General features: G+C 45.7%; 11 protein-coding genes and 1 tRNA gene. 2 read left to right on the top strand and 10 right to left on the bottom strand.

What is annotated here, in order from left to right; translation table 11 throughout:
• Positions 1-8 precede the first annotated feature (8 nt).
• The 3 genes from ABFY19_RS03930 to ABFY19_RS03920 all read right to left on the bottom strand — a co-directional run bounded on the left by ABFY19_RS03930 (position 9) and on the right by ABFY19_RS03920 (position 3,261).
• On the bottom strand, positions 9-593 hold the full coding sequence (locus tag ABFY19_RS03930; protein ID WP_418791939.1) for a peptidylprolyl isomerase: 585 nt from the start codon (positions 591-593) through the stop codon (positions 9-11).
• Between the two features lie 8 nt (positions 594-601).
• Entirely contained in the window at positions 602-2,794 is a 2,193-nt protein-coding gene (locus ABFY19_RS03925; protein ID WP_418791938.1) for a DNA topoisomerase III, read from the bottom strand.
• An 83-nt stretch (positions 2,795-2,877) separates the two neighbouring features.
• A complete protein-coding gene (locus ABFY19_RS03920) occupies positions 2,878-3,261 on the bottom strand; it encodes a PQQ-binding-like beta-propeller repeat protein (RefSeq protein ID WP_418791937.1) in 384 nt (127 codons plus the stop codon).
• Positions 3,262-3,445: 184 nt separating this feature from the next.
• Between ABFY19_RS03920 and cls the strand changes: the two genes are divergently transcribed.
• Complete coding sequence (cls, locus tag ABFY19_RS03915) at positions 3,446-4,921, top strand: cardiolipin synthase (protein ID WP_418791936.1); 1,476 nt, start codon at positions 3,446-3,448, stop codon at positions 4,919-4,921.
• A gap of 37 nt (positions 4,922-4,958) precedes the next feature.
• On the opposite strand, the gene uppS is transcribed toward cls, so the two are convergent.
• The 4 genes from uppS to ABFY19_RS03895 all read right to left on the bottom strand — a co-directional run bounded on the left by uppS (position 4,959) and on the right by ABFY19_RS03895 (position 10,312).
• The gene (gene uppS / locus ABFY19_RS03910) at positions 4,959-5,636 is read right to left on the bottom strand and encodes a polyprenyl diphosphate synthase (protein WP_418791935.1); all 678 of its coding nucleotides are present in this window, start codon (positions 5,634-5,636) and stop codon (positions 4,959-4,961) included.
• Between the two features lie 109 nt (positions 5,637-5,745).
• Positions 5,746-6,210, bottom strand: a complete 465-nt coding sequence (locus tag ABFY19_RS03905) for a BsuPI-related putative proteinase inhibitor (RefSeq protein ID WP_418791934.1) — start codon at positions 6,208-6,210, stop codon at positions 5,746-5,748.
• A 110-nt stretch (positions 6,211-6,320) separates the two neighbouring features.
• The gene (locus ABFY19_RS03900) at positions 6,321-8,456 is read right to left on the bottom strand and encodes an ATP-dependent RecD-like DNA helicase (RefSeq protein ID WP_418791933.1); all 2,136 of its coding nucleotides are present in this window, start codon (positions 8,454-8,456) and stop codon (positions 6,321-6,323) included.
• Positions 8,457-8,479: 23 nt separating this feature from the next.
• Positions 8,480-10,312, bottom strand: coding sequence for an ABC-F family ATP-binding cassette domain-containing protein (locus ABFY19_RS03895; protein WP_418792528.1), 1,833 nt, complete (start codon positions 10,310-10,312; stop codon positions 8,480-8,482).
• 84 nt (positions 10,313-10,396) lie between these two features.
• Between ABFY19_RS03895 and ABFY19_RS03890 the strand changes: the two genes are divergently transcribed.
• Positions 10,397-10,472 (top strand) — tRNA-Met (locus tag ABFY19_RS03890).
• A gap of 56 nt (positions 10,473-10,528) precedes the next feature.
• On the opposite strand, the gene ABFY19_RS03885 is transcribed toward ABFY19_RS03890, so the two are convergent.
• Genes ABFY19_RS03885 through ABFY19_RS03875 form a run of 3 tightly spaced genes read right to left on the bottom strand, consistent with a single transcriptional unit; the run spans position 10,529 to position 16,020 of the window.
• On the bottom strand, positions 10,529-11,404 hold the full coding sequence (locus ABFY19_RS03885) for a S1C family serine protease (protein WP_418791932.1): 876 nt from the start codon (positions 11,402-11,404) through the stop codon (positions 10,529-10,531).
• A 58-nt stretch (positions 11,405-11,462) separates the two neighbouring features.
• Positions 11,463-14,210, bottom strand: a complete 2,748-nt coding sequence (locus ABFY19_RS03880; protein WP_418791931.1) for a VWA domain-containing protein — start codon at positions 14,208-14,210, stop codon at positions 11,463-11,465.
• The gene (locus ABFY19_RS03875) at positions 14,200-16,020 is read right to left on the bottom strand and encodes a vWA domain-containing protein (RefSeq protein WP_418791930.1); all 1,821 of its coding nucleotides are present in this window, start codon (positions 16,018-16,020) and stop codon (positions 14,200-14,202) included. The genes ABFY19_RS03880 and ABFY19_RS03875 overlap by 11 nt, the downstream gene beginning before the upstream one ends.
• Between the last annotated feature and the right edge of the window lie 7 nt (positions 16,021-16,027).

Raw genomic sequence — 16,027 nt, 5'->3', positions numbered from 1 at the left:
ATGACAAGTTAAAAGTCCTTGACTGTAACCTTGTCCATTATATCACCGGCCCTAAGCTTCATGACAGCATCCATTCCGCCGACCACTTGGCCAAAAACCGTATACTGCCCGTCAAGGAACGGTTTTTCTTCAAGTGTAATATAAAACTGGCTTCCGGCGGAATCAAGGTCATTTGCCCGGCGGGCCATGGCCACAGCCCCTTTGAGATGCTTGTGGGAGTTAATCTCAGCCTTGATGGTATATCCGGGGCCGCCCGCCCCTGTACCTTCGGGGTCCCCTCCCTGAATTACGAAACCGGGTTCATACCGGTGAAAAGTAAGTCCATTATAAAAACCCTGTTCGGCAAGCTTCTTAAAGTTTTCTACCGTACCGGGGGCCTCATCCTGGAACAGCTCAATATATATCTTGCCATACTTTGTCTCAATAATACCGACTTTCTTGCCTTTCAGTACTGATTCGTCAAAAGCAGCCTGCTGCTCAATTTGGCTCCCCTGTGAGGTAACTGACGACTTCTCACGGTTTCCTGCACAGCCAGCGGCAGCCAAAAACATTACCATAATAATTATAATAAAAACACCGATTCTTTTGTTCATTTTCCCTTTCACTCTTCCTTTCTCCCGGAGCCTTCGATTGCTTCTTTTAATAGAGCACCGAGGTTTGTACCAATACTCTCCTTGTCACTGAACTGATTGATCAGTTTTTTATTGACAGCCCCTTTACTGCGAGCGACAGACATGCTTTCCTTGAAATCCTCCAACCTCTGAGCAAAACCGCAGTTTTTGCAGCGCACCATTTTACTGCCCTGCTTTTCCAGGATAACCATTTTCTTTTTACAATCCGGACAGCGGAAGTTCGAAACCTGAGGTTCGGCTGCTTCCCTGTGCCCGCATTCCCGGTCAGGGCAAACCAGGGTCTTCCCTTTTTTCCCTTTTATCGTAATTAAATATTTACCACAGTCAGGACACTTTACACGTGATATATTATCCGCCTTAAACTGGGCCCCACTGGTTGCAATCTCCTTAACAAGCTTCACGGTATACTCGCGAATCCCGGTCATAAATTTGGTTTTGCTCTCCCTTCCACGGGCCATTTCAGAAAGGGACTGCTCCCACTTTGCCGTAAGCTCCGGTGACCGCAGGTCTTCACTAACCAAGCCGATTAGCTGAATCCCTTTTGATGTCGGGACAAGTTCTTTGCCCCGGCGTTCCACATAATCCGTATTAATAATTTTCTCAATAATCTCCGCCCTAGTAGCCGGTGTCCCCAGGCCGCTCTGTTTCAAGGCTTCCCTCAGCTCCTCATCTTCAACGAACTTCCCAGGGCTCTCCATGGCGGACAGCAGGGTAGCCTCTGAATAGCGGGCAGGCGGTTTCGTCTGGGACTTCATAGTTTTGCAGTCCTTAACCTGCTTAACAGCGCCCTTCTTCTGGGAATGCAGCACCTGCTCAGGTAAGGCATCATCCTTTTCCTCACCTTCCTGATCAGTTCCCCGTCCGTAAACGGCTTTCCAGCCCTGTTCCTTGACAACCTTACCGCGGGAATAAAAGCTCTCACCTTCCACAACAGTAACCACAGTAACCCGTTCATACTTGAACGGCGGGTAAAAAGCGGCAATAAACTTTTTCACTATCAGGTCATATAGTTTTCTTTCATCAGCATCAAGAGCACTAAGGCGCGCAGGTTCTTCTGTGGGAATAATGGCATGGTGGTCACTAACCTTGCTGTCATCAACAATCCTTTTGGTAATAGTCAAGGGTTTACCCAACAGGGGTCGGGTATAATCTGCATATTCCCCTATGGCAATGGAGTTAAGCCTGTCCTTCAGTGTCGGCACAATATCCTTTGAGAGGTACCGGGAATCTGTGCGCGGGTAAGTAACCAGTTTATGCCGTTCATACAACCCCTGGAGTACCGAGAGGGTTTTTTGTGCCGGAAAACCATACCTCCTGTTGGCATCCCGCTGTAATTCAGTGAGGTCATATAACAGTGACGGCGGTTCCGCTTTTTGTTCCACTTTCAGGTCAGTAATCTTACCGATAGCGCCCTTTATTTTCTTTAGCAGGGCTTCAGCGCTGCTAAAGTCAAAGATTCTTCCCTGACCCGAGGCATCCCGCCAGTCGCCAAAATAATCCCCGAAATCTGCCCGTAAGGTCCAGAAGTCTTTGGGGACAAACTTCTTAATCTCCTCTTCCCTGTTAACTATCATTGCCACGGTGGGTGTCTGTACCCGACCTGCAGTAAGCTGTGCATTAAACTTGGTAGTCAGGGCCCTGGTCACATTCAGCCCTATCAGCCAATCGGCTTCTGCCCTGCATACAGCGGAAGCATAAAGGTTGTCATATTCCTTTCCGGGCCGGAGCCGGGCAAAGCCCGCTTTGATAGCAGAATCCGTCTGTGATGAAATCCACAGCCTGTGAAATGGTTTTTTCCAGCCTGCATATTCCATAATCCACCTTGCCACAAGCTCACCTTCCCTCCCGGCATCTGTGGCAATAATCAGCTCCCCAAGGTCCCCCCGTTTCATCAAATTCTTTACCGCACCAAACTGCTGGGATGTCTGCCGAATTGTCTTCAGCTTCATCTGCCTGGGCATCATTGGCAGGTCCTCCAGCCGCCACGTCTTATATTTCTTATCATAATCCTCCGGTTCCGCCAGGGTCACCAGGTGCCCAAGGGCCCAAGTGACTACATATTTGGGGCCTTCCAGGTACCCCTTCCCCTTAGTATGGCATCCCAGGACCCGGGCGATTTCACGCCCCACACTGGGTTTCTCTGTCAGTACCAGTGATTTCATAATACTCCTCCGTTTTTCTTTCAATAACTTCATTATAGCATACCGGAACATCTGGAGGCACATTTTTTAATATCACTATTTATTCATAACTCCGGCAGTCGATATCCCCTGATATACCGTTCCTCTTTGGGCGGAACCACTGTCCGTGAAAGCAGTTTTCCGGTTTCTGCCTCAAAAGCAAAAACAATTCCTTCTTTCTCTTCGACCCCACCCCCGGAAACTGCAAACACCATATTTCCCACAGCCACCAGCTGAGGCGGTTCATCTGCTCCGCATTCAACCCGGCAAACTCCGTTATCAATAGGAGCAGTCCAGGCAAGTTTCCCTGAGTTCTTGTCAAAAGCATATAACTTATATGTATCATCAACAACATATACCCGCTCATGGTCTGCAACTGGTTTATTTTCTCTATTTACTCTCACCGGCCTGTAACTAAAATATAATATTCTGTGTTTATGAACCACCATACTGGGCACACCCCTTAAATCAAATTGTTTAATATGTTTATTTAATATAAAGATACTCTGCAAGGTAAGCCAATGTGTCAAAATTAGAGTAATTATGGGTAAAAATGGCACCAAAAATTGTGGAAAATCCGCAGATTTTCTGGTAACATTAATAAATACTAACCATGACGAACCTGGAGGTAATATGTTAACAGATTTTTGGTCTCTATATGGTGATAAAATTGTATGGGTCTATTCAGTTTCTACCACTGTTCTTATACTTGTGGTTAGTTTTCTAATCTTTATGGAAAAGAAAAATCCCTACAAAACAATTGCCTGGCTGGCAGTACTGAATATTTTCCCTATTCTCGGATTCATTATATACCTGATGCTGGGTCAAAACCTCCGTAAACGAAAAATTGTTCGCACAAAATATATCAATGAGATGAAGCACCTTAAAAACCTTGTTGACCATCAAATAGACTGCATTAAAAATGACTGTGAATTAACCAAAGAACTGAATTCTAAGAAACAATTAATCAATCTTATGCTTCACAATGCCAAAGCCCCGTTTACAAGGAACAATTCAGTTGAAATACTGTCAGACGGAACTGAAGCTTTTGAAAGTATTTTTGCCGCACTGGAAAAAGCAGTTAACCATATTCATGTTGAATATTATATTATAAAAGATGATAATACCGGTCGGAGATTAAAAGACATTCTAATAAAAAAAGCCTGTGAAGGCGTATCAGTTAAGGTCATCTATGATGCCGTGGGAAGCTGGGGGCTTTCCGGTAAATATACCCAGGAAATGGAGCAAAACGGCATTCAGATTAAACCGTTTTTGCCTGTAATTATTCCATACATTACTAACAAGCTTAACTATCGGAACCACCGTAAGATTGTTGTAATTGACGGTAGTGTAGGTTTTATGGGCGGACTTAATGTGGGGGACGAATACCTTGGCTACCACCCCAATCTGGGGAAATGGCGGGATACCCACCTAAAGCTCGAAGGGGCGGCCGTACATTTTCTGCAAATAATATTTATGCTGGATTGGGAATTTGTCAGCCATGAAAAGCTGCCTGATCAAATGGAACCCTCATATTTCCCGGAGACTAATAAATTTCAGGGCCATGCTATCCAAATAGCGGCCAGCGGTCCAGACTCCGACTGGGAGTCCATCCGTCAATCATATTTTGCGTTAATTACTTCTGCACATAATTCAATAAAAATTACCACACCATACCTTATCCCTGATGAGGGTATTTCCCTTGCCTTAAAAACAGCGGCCTTAAGCGGGGTTGATGTCAAAATTATTCTGCCAGGCAAACCTGACCATAAAATTGTCTTCTGGGCATCACAGAGTTATTTTGACGAGCTTATGGAAGCAGGTATCCAAATTTATTTATATCAGCCGGGCTTCATTCATGCCAAGATAATTTCCGTTGACGGTGAGGTGGCCTCCCTTGGTTCGGCTAATCTTGATATGCGGAGTTTTCAGCTAAATTTCGAGGTCAATGCAATGATATATGATAAGACATTGGTGACACAACTAGAAATAGATTTTGCCAGGGACTTGGCCCTGGCAAATAAAATCGACCTGGCGGCATTTTCGGCCAGGCCGATACGGAGCAAAATCCGGCAGTCAGCTGCCCGCCTCTTGTCACCGATATTATAGCCACCTTTAATTCAACTACCTTTATATTTGATTGCGATTATCCTCCAAGAGTAACATCCTGCCCCTCATACCATCTAAGTGCTTCAAAAAGATGCTCCGGAGTAAAGTCCGGCCAGTAATCATCTATTATATAAAAATCAGAATAAATCGACTGCACCGGCAAAAACCCGCTCAGCCTCCTGCGGCCTCCCCAGCGAATAATCAAATCTACCCTGGAAACATCAGAAGAAGCCAGATGTTTATAGAAACCTCTCTTGGACCCTTTTCCGTTTAAACCTTGCAGCCCGTGGTTCAAGTCCCACTGCCAGCCGTAATTTACCAAAAAATTAATCTTAATTGAACCTTTTCCGAAAGAAATCCTGTTAGTATATGGTATCAGTTCACGTGGAAATGACGGGGAATCTACATTACCAATAACCCTCAGAGCAGCATCACGCTTTGACAATTTTAGGACAGCATCAATACAGGCTTGTTTGAAAGCCTTTTTTTGGGGATGCGGCCTTTTAGTATTATCCTGTGTGAAACCATAAAAAGTTAGTTCTTTAATCCCCAGAGCGCTGCAAAACTCATAAAGCTGCATCCCCGGCCCGATACCATTTTCATAACCACATTCCTTGGTCAGCCCATGTGACTCAGCCCACCTCCGGTTACCGTCGGGAATAATACCAATATGCTTGGGCAGTCGTTTAAATTGGGGTAGCTGCAAACCGATCATTTCCTTCCTCCACAAATATGCTTGATTATCTAAATGTTTTAATGATTATGTTATATAGATATAGTATTTACCGGTTTGTTGATGTTATTCAAATAGCTAGACTTTACTTCTAACATAACATTCTAAATGATAAAATAGCTGGTATACCTATATCTATATACACATTCGGTTTTGGCAGATATTCAAATTCATTAAAAGTATTCCATCCGGACATCTGATAAGTTCCCTGCGGAACCGGTAAACCTCCGGTTCCTTCCTGGTTCCAGACCTCCCCGCAAAACAAATTTTCACCCGGTCCAAGAGTGATACTCTCCACAACCCGTGGCATAAACTGCGGAACCTGATAATCCCCTTGAGCAAAAAAATTGCCTGCCGACCACCGCCAAACCTCGCCAAACAGTCCGGCAACAATAAACTCATACCGTTGTGTGGTAGAAAAAGTAAGACTGATTGGCAAAAATGAAACATTAACCGCCTCCAAAAATAGATACACCTGTTCCCCCGGATAGTAAAAGTCCTTATCTGTTGACAATACAGTTACCAGACCGCCATATTGAACTATTGACCTGCCCATTAAATCCCCCCTAAAACGCTGTTTTTGCATTGTATGCCGGGGCAATATAAATTGCTAACAAGAGACGCTTTAAAAAGGCAAAAAGGAGAACCGGTACAATCACGATTCCCCTAATCAACCCTGAGCCTCGTGGCCAGCAGGGTATTTCTCTCAGCAATCTTCCTATTATTGACAGCCATAGCCAACGCCTTCTTTGAGCCGACAATCACCATCACTTCTTTTGCTCTGGTAATTGCCGTATACAGGAGATTTCTCTGCAGCATCATATAGTGCTGAGTAGAAAAGGGAACCAATACGATCCTATATTCACTGCCCTGGCTCTTATGAATAGTCGTGGCATAAGCATGTACAACTTCATCTAATTCAGACACATCATACAAAACAACAGAGTCATCAAACCTTATCTCAACAATCCCATCTTCACGGTTAACTGAAACAATCCTGCCTATATCACCATTAAAGATATTTTTATCATAATTGTTCCTGACCTGCATTACTTTATCCCTTACCCGGTACTGAACTCCCCTGTGCATGATATGTACCGGGTTAGGGTTTAGGACATCCTGAAGGATACAGTTCAGATTAACCGCTCCTGTCTCCCCTCGCTGCATCGGACACAGAACCTGTATATCATCAACCGGCTCAGCATCATAATAATCAGGAAGTCTCCTGGAACAAAGGTCTTTGATTACTGCCACTGCGTTTACCGGGTCTTCTTCTTCTATAAAGAAAAAGTCACTATTTTTTCCACCCTTGATAACAGGAAATTCTCCGGCGTTTATCTTGTGGGCATTAGTAACAATCATGCTGCCCTGAGCCTGCCTGAATATCCGCTGCAGCCTCACCACACTGACTGCGCCGGAATCAATTATGTCATTCAACACATTCCCTGCATTTACTGAGGGAAGTTGGTCAGCATCACCCACCAGAATCACAACAGTATCGTCTCTAACAGCTTTTAGGAGATTATAAAACAAAATAATATCCACCATGGAAGTCTCATCTATTATCAGGAGGTCACAATCAAGCGGGTTTTCCTCATTTCTCTGGCACCCTTCGGGAGGCTTAAACTCCAATAACCTGTGGATGGTTTTCGCTTCCATGCCGGTTGTTTCCGACATTCTCTTAGCAGCCCTGCCGGTGGGGGCAGCCAGCAGTATCTCGGCACCCATTTTCTGAAAAGCCCGGATAACTGCCAGGGTTGTCGTTGTTTTTCCGGTACCAGGCCCCCCTGTAAGGACCATAAATTTGGATTTCACTGCAATTCTAACAGCATCTTTCTGAACCTCGTCATAAGAAATACCACATTCTTTCTGAACCTGCCTGATAAGTTCCTCAATATCTCCCGTACTAAAATTACTTGGCCGGGCAGTAATTTCCCGAATCCTTCTGGCAGCCCCGACTTCACTGTAATAAAAAGGCGGCAGGTAAACAACGTCCTCACCCTCAGCAATAAGGAGTTTTTCTAAAATCAGTTTTCCTATTGCCCCAGTAATGTTATCCCTTTCCAGTTCCAGCATCTTTTCAGTCTGTTCCGCCAGTTCTTCTCTGGTAGCAAAACAGTGCCCTTCTTTAGCCAACTCATTCAATATATACAGAACCCCGGAACGGCATCGCTCATATGAATTTTTATCAAAACCAAGTTTACCAGCAATAATATCTGCGGTCCGGAAGCCGATGCCCCAGATATCATCAGCGAGACGGTAAGGATTGGTGCGGACTGTTTCAATACTCTTATCACCGTATGTTTTATATATTTTAACAGCAAATGAGGTGGAAACCCCATGTGACTGGAGGAACAGCATGACATTCTTGATTTCCTTCTGCTCCTGCCAGGCCTCCTTAATCATTTCTATCCTTTTTTTACCTATTCCTTCGGCCTCAGCCAGTCTCTCCGGTTCTTCCTCAATTACCCTTATGGTATCAATACCAAAAGCCTTGACAATTCTTTTGGCATTAACAGGACCAATACCCTTGATTAATCCACTCCCCAGGTATTTTTCGATTCCGGCAACAGTAGCCGGAACTGTCTCCATATAATCAATAACGGAAAATTGACGCCCAAACCTGCTGTCAACCTTCCATTCACCCTTAAGTTTGACAGCGGCACCAACATTTACCGCAGCCATATTTCCTACTACCGTTACCAGGTCAGGAAAGCCCTTTGATTTTATCTTGGCAACGGTAAACCCATTTTCTTCATTAACAAATGTGATTCGCTCCACAATTCCTGACAGGTATTCCATTAAAACTGGACCCTCCACTTTAGTCATTTTGATTTCACTACACGTTCTATTTCTTCAGCCAATTCGTTCAGGTATGCCCATCGCTCCAGGAGACCGTCCAGCTGTTTGCCAAGCCTTTGCTGTTCCCTGACCAGATCCTGAAGGAGTACATAATCACTCCCGGCATGATTAATTTTGGAATTTACTGCCCGGAATTCTTCTTCCAGATCACTGATCATATCCTCAATCTGCTCAAATTCCTGTTTTTCTTTATAGCTGAATTTTAATGGACGATTTTTTTGTTTATCGGCTGCTTCCGGCGGTTTGGCTGAATTATTCTTACCTGTTTGAACCACTTCCCTATCCAGGCTCCCATCTGCCAGTCGGCTTTTTGCTGATTCCTGATAGTCGGAATAATTTCCCAGGTAATGCATTATCCCGGTACCGTCAGTAAAATCAAGTATTTCATTAACAACCCGGTCCAGAAAATAACGGTCATGAGACACAACCACCACCACTCCAGGAAAATCATCAAGATAGTCTTCAAGAATTGTAAGTGTTTCTATATCCAGGTCATTGGTAGGCTCATCCAGAAGCAATACATTGGGGGAGCCCATCAGAACCCGGAGCAGGTAAAGTCTTCTCTTCTCCCCGCCGGACAGTTTCTCTACAGAGGTCCACTGCAATTCCGGGGGAAAGAGGAATCGTTCCAGCATTTGAGAGGCACTGATAAGCTTACCATCAGCAGTTGTAATAAATTCCGCCTGTTCCCTGATATATTCAATAACCCTCAGGCTTTGGTCCATCTCTTTGGTTTCCTGGGAAAAAATACCGATTCTGACGGTTTGCCCCCTATCCACAGCTCCAGAGTCAGGCTCCAGAGTACCCGCAATAATGTTGAGCAATGTTGACTTACCGATACCGTTACGCCCGATTATGCCTACTCGGGCATTTCTTAAAAAAGTATAACTGAAATCATTTATGACTTTAGCTTCGGAAAAACTCTTACTAATAGTTTCCAAAGAAATTACTTTTTTGCCAAGACGGGCTGCCCCCACCGATATTTCAATCTTATCATGTTTAGCTTCCGGAGCCTCCTCCCTAAGCTGCTCAAACCTTTCAATCCTGGCCTTTTGTTTGGTTGTGCGGGCCTTAGCCCCTTTTTTTATCCATTTTAGTTCATTACGTAAAATATTTAGCCTCTTTTGTTCTGCTGACCTCTCCTGTTCATGTCGTTCCAGTTTCAGTTCCAGGTATCTGCTGTAATTGCCTGGATAACTATACAGCCGGCCATTTTCCAGTTCAATAATCCGGTTAACCATCCTGTCAAGAAAATACCTGTCATGAGTAATCATTACCAGGGCACCTCTGCGCCTGTCCAAATACTGTTCCAGCCAACCAACTGTTTCATTATCAATATGATTTGTCGGTTCATCAAGAATCAGGAGATCAGCCGGGTTAATCAGTGCCCCGGCCAACGCAACCCGTTTTCTCTGGCCCCCTGAAAGTGTCCCTAAAATAGCATCAAAATCATAAATCCCCATCCTGGTAAGGATTGTTTTAGCTTCACTCTCAGCCTGCCAAGGATATTTAATTGAAGAGTCAATATGTTTAAAAATCTGCTGCAGTATCGTTAACTCATCATCAAAATCCGGATTCTGCGGCAGGTAAGCAACAGACACAGTGCTGCCAACAGTAACCTCACCGTGATCAGGGGTTTCTATTCCTGCCAACGTCTTCAGCAATGTAGACTTCCCTGTTCCGTTTATTCCAATCAGACCTATTTTCTCCCCTTCGTCAATCCCGAAAGATAAATTACTGAAAAGTGTTTTCAGTCCATAGCTTTTCGTTAGTTTTTCAACCGAGAGCAAATTCACCTTTTTCACGTCCCCATCTTAATATTACACAAAATCCCATTTGCTTTCCCCTCTTAAATGTGCTATACTAAACAAGCTTAATAACGCGGGGTAGAGCAGCTGGTAGCTCGTCGGGCTCATAACCCGAAGGTCGGAGGTTCAAATCCTCCCCCCGCAACCAATTTAACCTACCCAAAGAACCTAGAGGTTCTTTTTTTTATTTCTTTTTTTATTTTTTTATATATATGGCCAATCCTGACCCTGCTCCCAGAAAAATCTGTCCAGATACTTCACAGGAACTGCCAAAGCACTCATCTGTCCCTTTTCTTTACCTTTATCTGAAACCAACGACCCGAAAACCACCGCAATAACATGTCCATCATTATTCAAAACAGGGCTTCCGCTGCTCCCGCTCCTTATTTCACCTGCAATCATAATAACCGGCACGTCCCATCCTTTCGCCTTAACACTGCCGGTAACACGGCCTCTAGTGACCACATCGGTAAATCCAAGGGGATTGCCAATGATAAGCACCTCCATGTCAGGTGTTATGGCAGAATCAGGTTTTAATTCCAGGCTTGGCAGGTCCCGACCCGCTATTTTTATTACGGCTAGGTCTATATCTGGGTAAGCCACAAGCACTTTACCGCTGTAATAAGTGCCATCCGAAAAAGTTACCCCTGCATTTTGGGCCCCGGCAACCACATGCTCATTAGTAATAATCAGGCCGCCGGAATTAATGTTAAAACCAGACCCCTGACTACCCGAAACTTCAATTCTAACGACAGCCTGCTGCAATTTCCGAATCCCGGGCTCTTTGGAAAGTTCGTGGGATTTTGCCAGGAAATCCAAGGGTAGCGCATTAATAATGCGAAACCAGTTACTCCATATGGCAGCCAAAAAAGCTACTGCCACAAAAAACCCAATAACTCTAAATAATGCCCGTTTCCTGCTAACCCAAGTGAAATCCGCCATTTCTTCATTTTCTGCAGCTTTACCATTTATTGCTTCAGATTCAGTATCCTTAAAATTGAGTTCATGTATTAATTCCATATCCAGCTCTTTACTGTCTTCCGGGTTAATAGGGTCATCCCAGTTTTCCCGCTGCCTCATACCGCATTTCCCTTCCCTGCTGCCTTACCTTTCTGAAGACCTTGATTTATTTTTTGGTTTATTTTTTGGCACGCTTCTTGGCGGCAAGCAATTTAGAGGTAAAAGATTCTTCACTGTTCTTTTCGGCGGAAACCAGTTGTTTTTCCTGCTTCCCGGCCAATGTATTACCCTGGGCCTCACGGGAATCAAAATCTGCAGTCCTGGTCCGGGAAAACTCCTCCAACCTGTTGTTAAAACGCTGCCATAACACCACAGCCCACCTGAGGTTCCAATTAAACCTCCGGGCAGCTATATCAACCGGGAACAGCAAAACGACCACAGTTAGCAGTCCCGTCCATAAGGATATCTTGCCCCAAACTGCAGGTAGTGGCAGGCTGCCTATTTTACTGATGTCTTTTTCCGGGTCAAGCACCCTGCCGCCACCTGCTGCGGCAAGAGTGGCAAAATAATCATCACTGACATTACGAAACAGGTACTCAGGAGAATATGGTATCACCAGACCGGCGGTTTTCTGCCTGCCAATACCGTCACCGATCCTCTGCACCACCTGAACCATATACGCCCCAGACTTTTCAGTATCAAAGAACTCCCTGTACCTGCCCGGCCCCACTGCACGAAGCGGAATTTCCTGTACTGAGCCATTAGGGGAAATAATTTTTGCCATAATATCATGAACCCGTCCCCGTTCTCCAGGCATATCCACACTTACCCAGGCGTGATCATACTCGTGTCCTGTAGAAACTATCATATCACCGGAGGCTTCCTGAGGCAGTGTCCAACTGACAATCTTGGCCCAAAACTCAGGGAAGCTATGCCACTTTATCCATTCCCCGGCCCACCTGCCCTTAACATCACTGGTCCAGGCCACTGTCCGCCCAAGGCCGTACTGCCATCTTGCCAGCACCGGGTCCCCATTATGGCTTAGCAGGATAGTTTCCGCAGTACTCTTGGGGGCAGTGGCCACATATCCAAATAAAGCCGGCAGTCCTCCCGGTGGAAGGAGCCCGCTGCCACCACACCGGACAGGCGTAAAGGGTTCCTGTACCAAGTAACTCCTTGCAGCCATAATTGTTTCCCTGGTGAAAATCTTAGGGATACTTTCAAAATCGTCAGTAAAATAATACCGGCCCTGACCGGATTCAGCCAAGTATGAAAGCAAGCCGGTGTCAGAATCGCCGCCCACTGCAATAGTTGAGAGGGTGATATTGTCTTTTTTCATCTTTTCCAAAAGCTCTTCATATTCCCCTCCATAACCCGATTGCCCATCTGTAAGGAGGATAATATGTTTCACCTTTACAGGAGCTTTGACAAGGGATTTATACGCTTCTTGCAGACCTGGGAATATATTAGTCCCGCCTCCTGCCCTGATAGACCCAATACTGTCCTCAACTTTTCCCTTATCCTTTAACTGCGCTGTCTCCACAACCCATTTATAACTGCTGTCAAAGGCAATTACACCAAGACTGTCCCTGGCATCAAGGATTTCGGCCGCCCTTACTGCCGCCTCTTTGGCAAGTTCAATCTTAGGAATTCCGTAATTTGTCCCTCCCATACTTCCTGACTTGTCAATTACGAGGACAAGGCCAACACTGGGGACCTCACCTTTACCCCTGATATCCATATTTACCGGCAGAGCTTTCTCAACCGGGGTCTTATAATACCCTCCCAAACCAAAACTGTTTTCACCACCGACCATAACCAGTCCCCGGCCCAGGTCTCGGACATAAGTTTCCAGAGAAGCCATGGTCTGGTCCGGAACTTCGGCTGCCGGTACATTAACCAAGATGATTGAAGAATACCCGGCCATTTCTGCCAAGGTATGGGGTATAAACCGGGGACCGGTAATCTCAGTCTGTATTTGTGCCGTCCCCAGGGCATCGGCCAGAGCCCGGCTTTCACCCTCTGTGCCCTCAACCAAGAGTACTTTAGGTGTTCCAGCAACCTGAACAATACCTATTCCCACATTGTTTTCCTGATAAGTGTCCCTCTCGGCAGTCAGTTCTACCCGGTAAGTATATAATCCGGGGCTTTCAGCCCTGGCGGACCATACCAGCCTGTTATCACCTTTGGACAGGCTGACCTGCTCCTCTTTCAGAATCCGGTTGCCTACCATAATTCGCACTTTGCCCCGAGTTGGCACTGCAGCCTCAATAACGGCCTTAATGTCAAAATATTCACCTTTACGCAGGTGTGAAGGGATGGAAACCGCTTTTACAAGGGCCTCAGGCCCGGTTTTCGGAAATAGCGGCAGGACATCAAGCCTTATTCCGTGCTGTTTCAACAGCCTGGCCTGTTCTATAGCATCTCCCCTGTTTTCCCTGCCGTCACTGATAAGAACAATTTGCTTACCCCGGTTTTCAGGCAGCATGGCCCGGGCCAACCCCAGTCCGGCAGCAAGGTCGGTATAGTCAGGATCTATCACGGACTGAAACCCCTGAAAATCGGGATGTCTGCCTACAGGATTTTCAACCATTGCCTTTTTCCCGACACTGACCACACCTGCAACAGCATCTGCCGGAAGATCAGCCAATGAACGGGTAATCCAGTCAACAGTTTCCAGGCTCACCCCCGCCATCGATATAGAAGTATCAGCAACATAAATCACCGATCTCTCCTGGTGCCTGAAAGTGAATTCCAGCCCTGACAAGGCAAAGACAAGCAAAACCACTATCAGAAGGCGCAGAGCCAAAAAGGCCTTTTGCTGCCAGGACGCAAACGCCCTGGGGCTGCGTGCCCAGAGATGAACAAAATATGGGAGCAGCAGCAGCAATATGAGATAATATGGCTGGGAAAAATTAATGCCCACGTAAATACACCCACCATTCGAGACATAAAAATACCAGTACAGCTATAACAATAAACGGCCATACCTCCAGGTTAACCCTGGTTACCTCATTTGTCTTTACATCAATATTACCCAGTTTAATAGTATCAACTGCTGCAACACTTGATTCCCTTGGAGATACAAAACTAACTGCCATATAATCAACCTGCTTTTCTCCCCCTGTAATCTGCTCAACCTTATAAATTCCGGGTTTCCGGGTATCCCCGGAATTCAACATATAGGGTGGCTTCAGTTTTTTCCGGGTACCGTTTGGATAAACCACAAAAACCTCTTCCGACCTGGGAGCAATATTGAGTTGCACCGGTGTTTCAGCACTGACCTGAACCTCCCGTACCGCTCCCCGGTAAGCGGTCCAGTCAAATATATTCTGCATTAAAATCGGAAATGCGGGCCTTAAAGGCAGGTCTGACCTGTGCAGGTCAAAACCAATAGCTGCCGCCCTTGAATTACCAGAATTCCTTACAGTGACCAGGGCTCTGGCCCCAATTTTCAATACCGGCTCCCAGCCTCCGGAGGTTTTCAGGCCCTTGCTTTTTTCAATATGAACATCATTCCATGATACGTAACGCAGCACAGGGTGTTCTAACATTTCAAGCTCCCCGACGGCAGGCATCGCCCCGGACTTTACCAGCCCACTGTCTGCCGGAGGATTAAAAACAACATAATTTCCTGACGGGCTTGGTTCAGGCCAAAAACCGTCAAAAACAGATAGTGCATATGCATCTTTCTGTATTTCCGGGTAATCTGCGGAAACAGCCTTGTGGAGTTCCACACCCGAGTTTAATTTAAGGGCCTGTTCCAGAAAGATATTACCTTCAGTCACCAGCAGAGTCTTGACCAGTTTGTCCTTATACGGCACAATCCAAGAAAAATTATCGGCTTCCAAAACATCTTTGGCATCAATCCTGGCCTCGATATAAGGCAATCCTTGCGGGATATCCCAATACACATGTGCCGCCTTACCCGGTGCAACCTTTACCGCCTTGATATCAAAAACACCATTTTCTGATAGCAGTATGACCGCAGTCTCCATTTCCTCATGTCCGTAATTGTCTATCCTGGTCATAGCCAGGAGACCCCTGTCCCCTTCACCTGTGGAAAATGCCGATATGGCAAGATTGGCATCACTACTACCGATTTTGCGATACTCAAAACCCGGTATCCCGACACTACCCTCCGGAACAGAAATCCCGCCATCACTGAAAAAAACCGTCTGTGTCCCGGTGCCTTTTTCCAAAAGTGCAGTGACAAGAGACAGTGTTGTCTCCATTTCGGCTTCATAATAACCGGGGGCGGTTTTTTTCAATACAGTAAGAAATTCTCCAGGATCTTTGGTACGGGTAACCAGGGCCTGTGGAGTTCGGCCAACCGTTATCAGGGAAAACCGGGTACCAGGTTTCCTGCTTTTCACCAGTGCCGTAATCTCCTCTTTAGCCAGGTCGATCCGTGTGCTGCCGTTTTCCAGGGCTGACATACTGGCTGAGGTATCAAGAAGGATCATCAGGTCTTCACTGTTCTGCTGAATCCTTACCAGATACGGACGCATTAAGGCCAGTACCAGAAGAAAAGCCAGCAGCAACTGCAAAAACATAAGCAGATTACGTCTAAGCCTTTGCCACGGAGTCTGGGACATGGTATCAGCCAAAACCCTCTGCCATAACAGGATACTGCTAATCTCATATGCAGTTTTCTTCTGCCTTAACAAGTAAAACAACACAATTACAGGGATAATCAGAAAAAACCCCCATGCCGCGGGAGCCAAAAACTGCATATTCAAA

This window comes from Phosphitispora sp. TUW77 (genome assembly GCF_048453025.1).
Lineage (GTDB): Bacteria > Bacillota > Thermincolia > Thermincolales > UBA2595 > Phosphitispora.
Note: the sequence above shows the minus strand (reverse complement) of the source record. Positions and strands in the feature narration are given on the sequence as shown.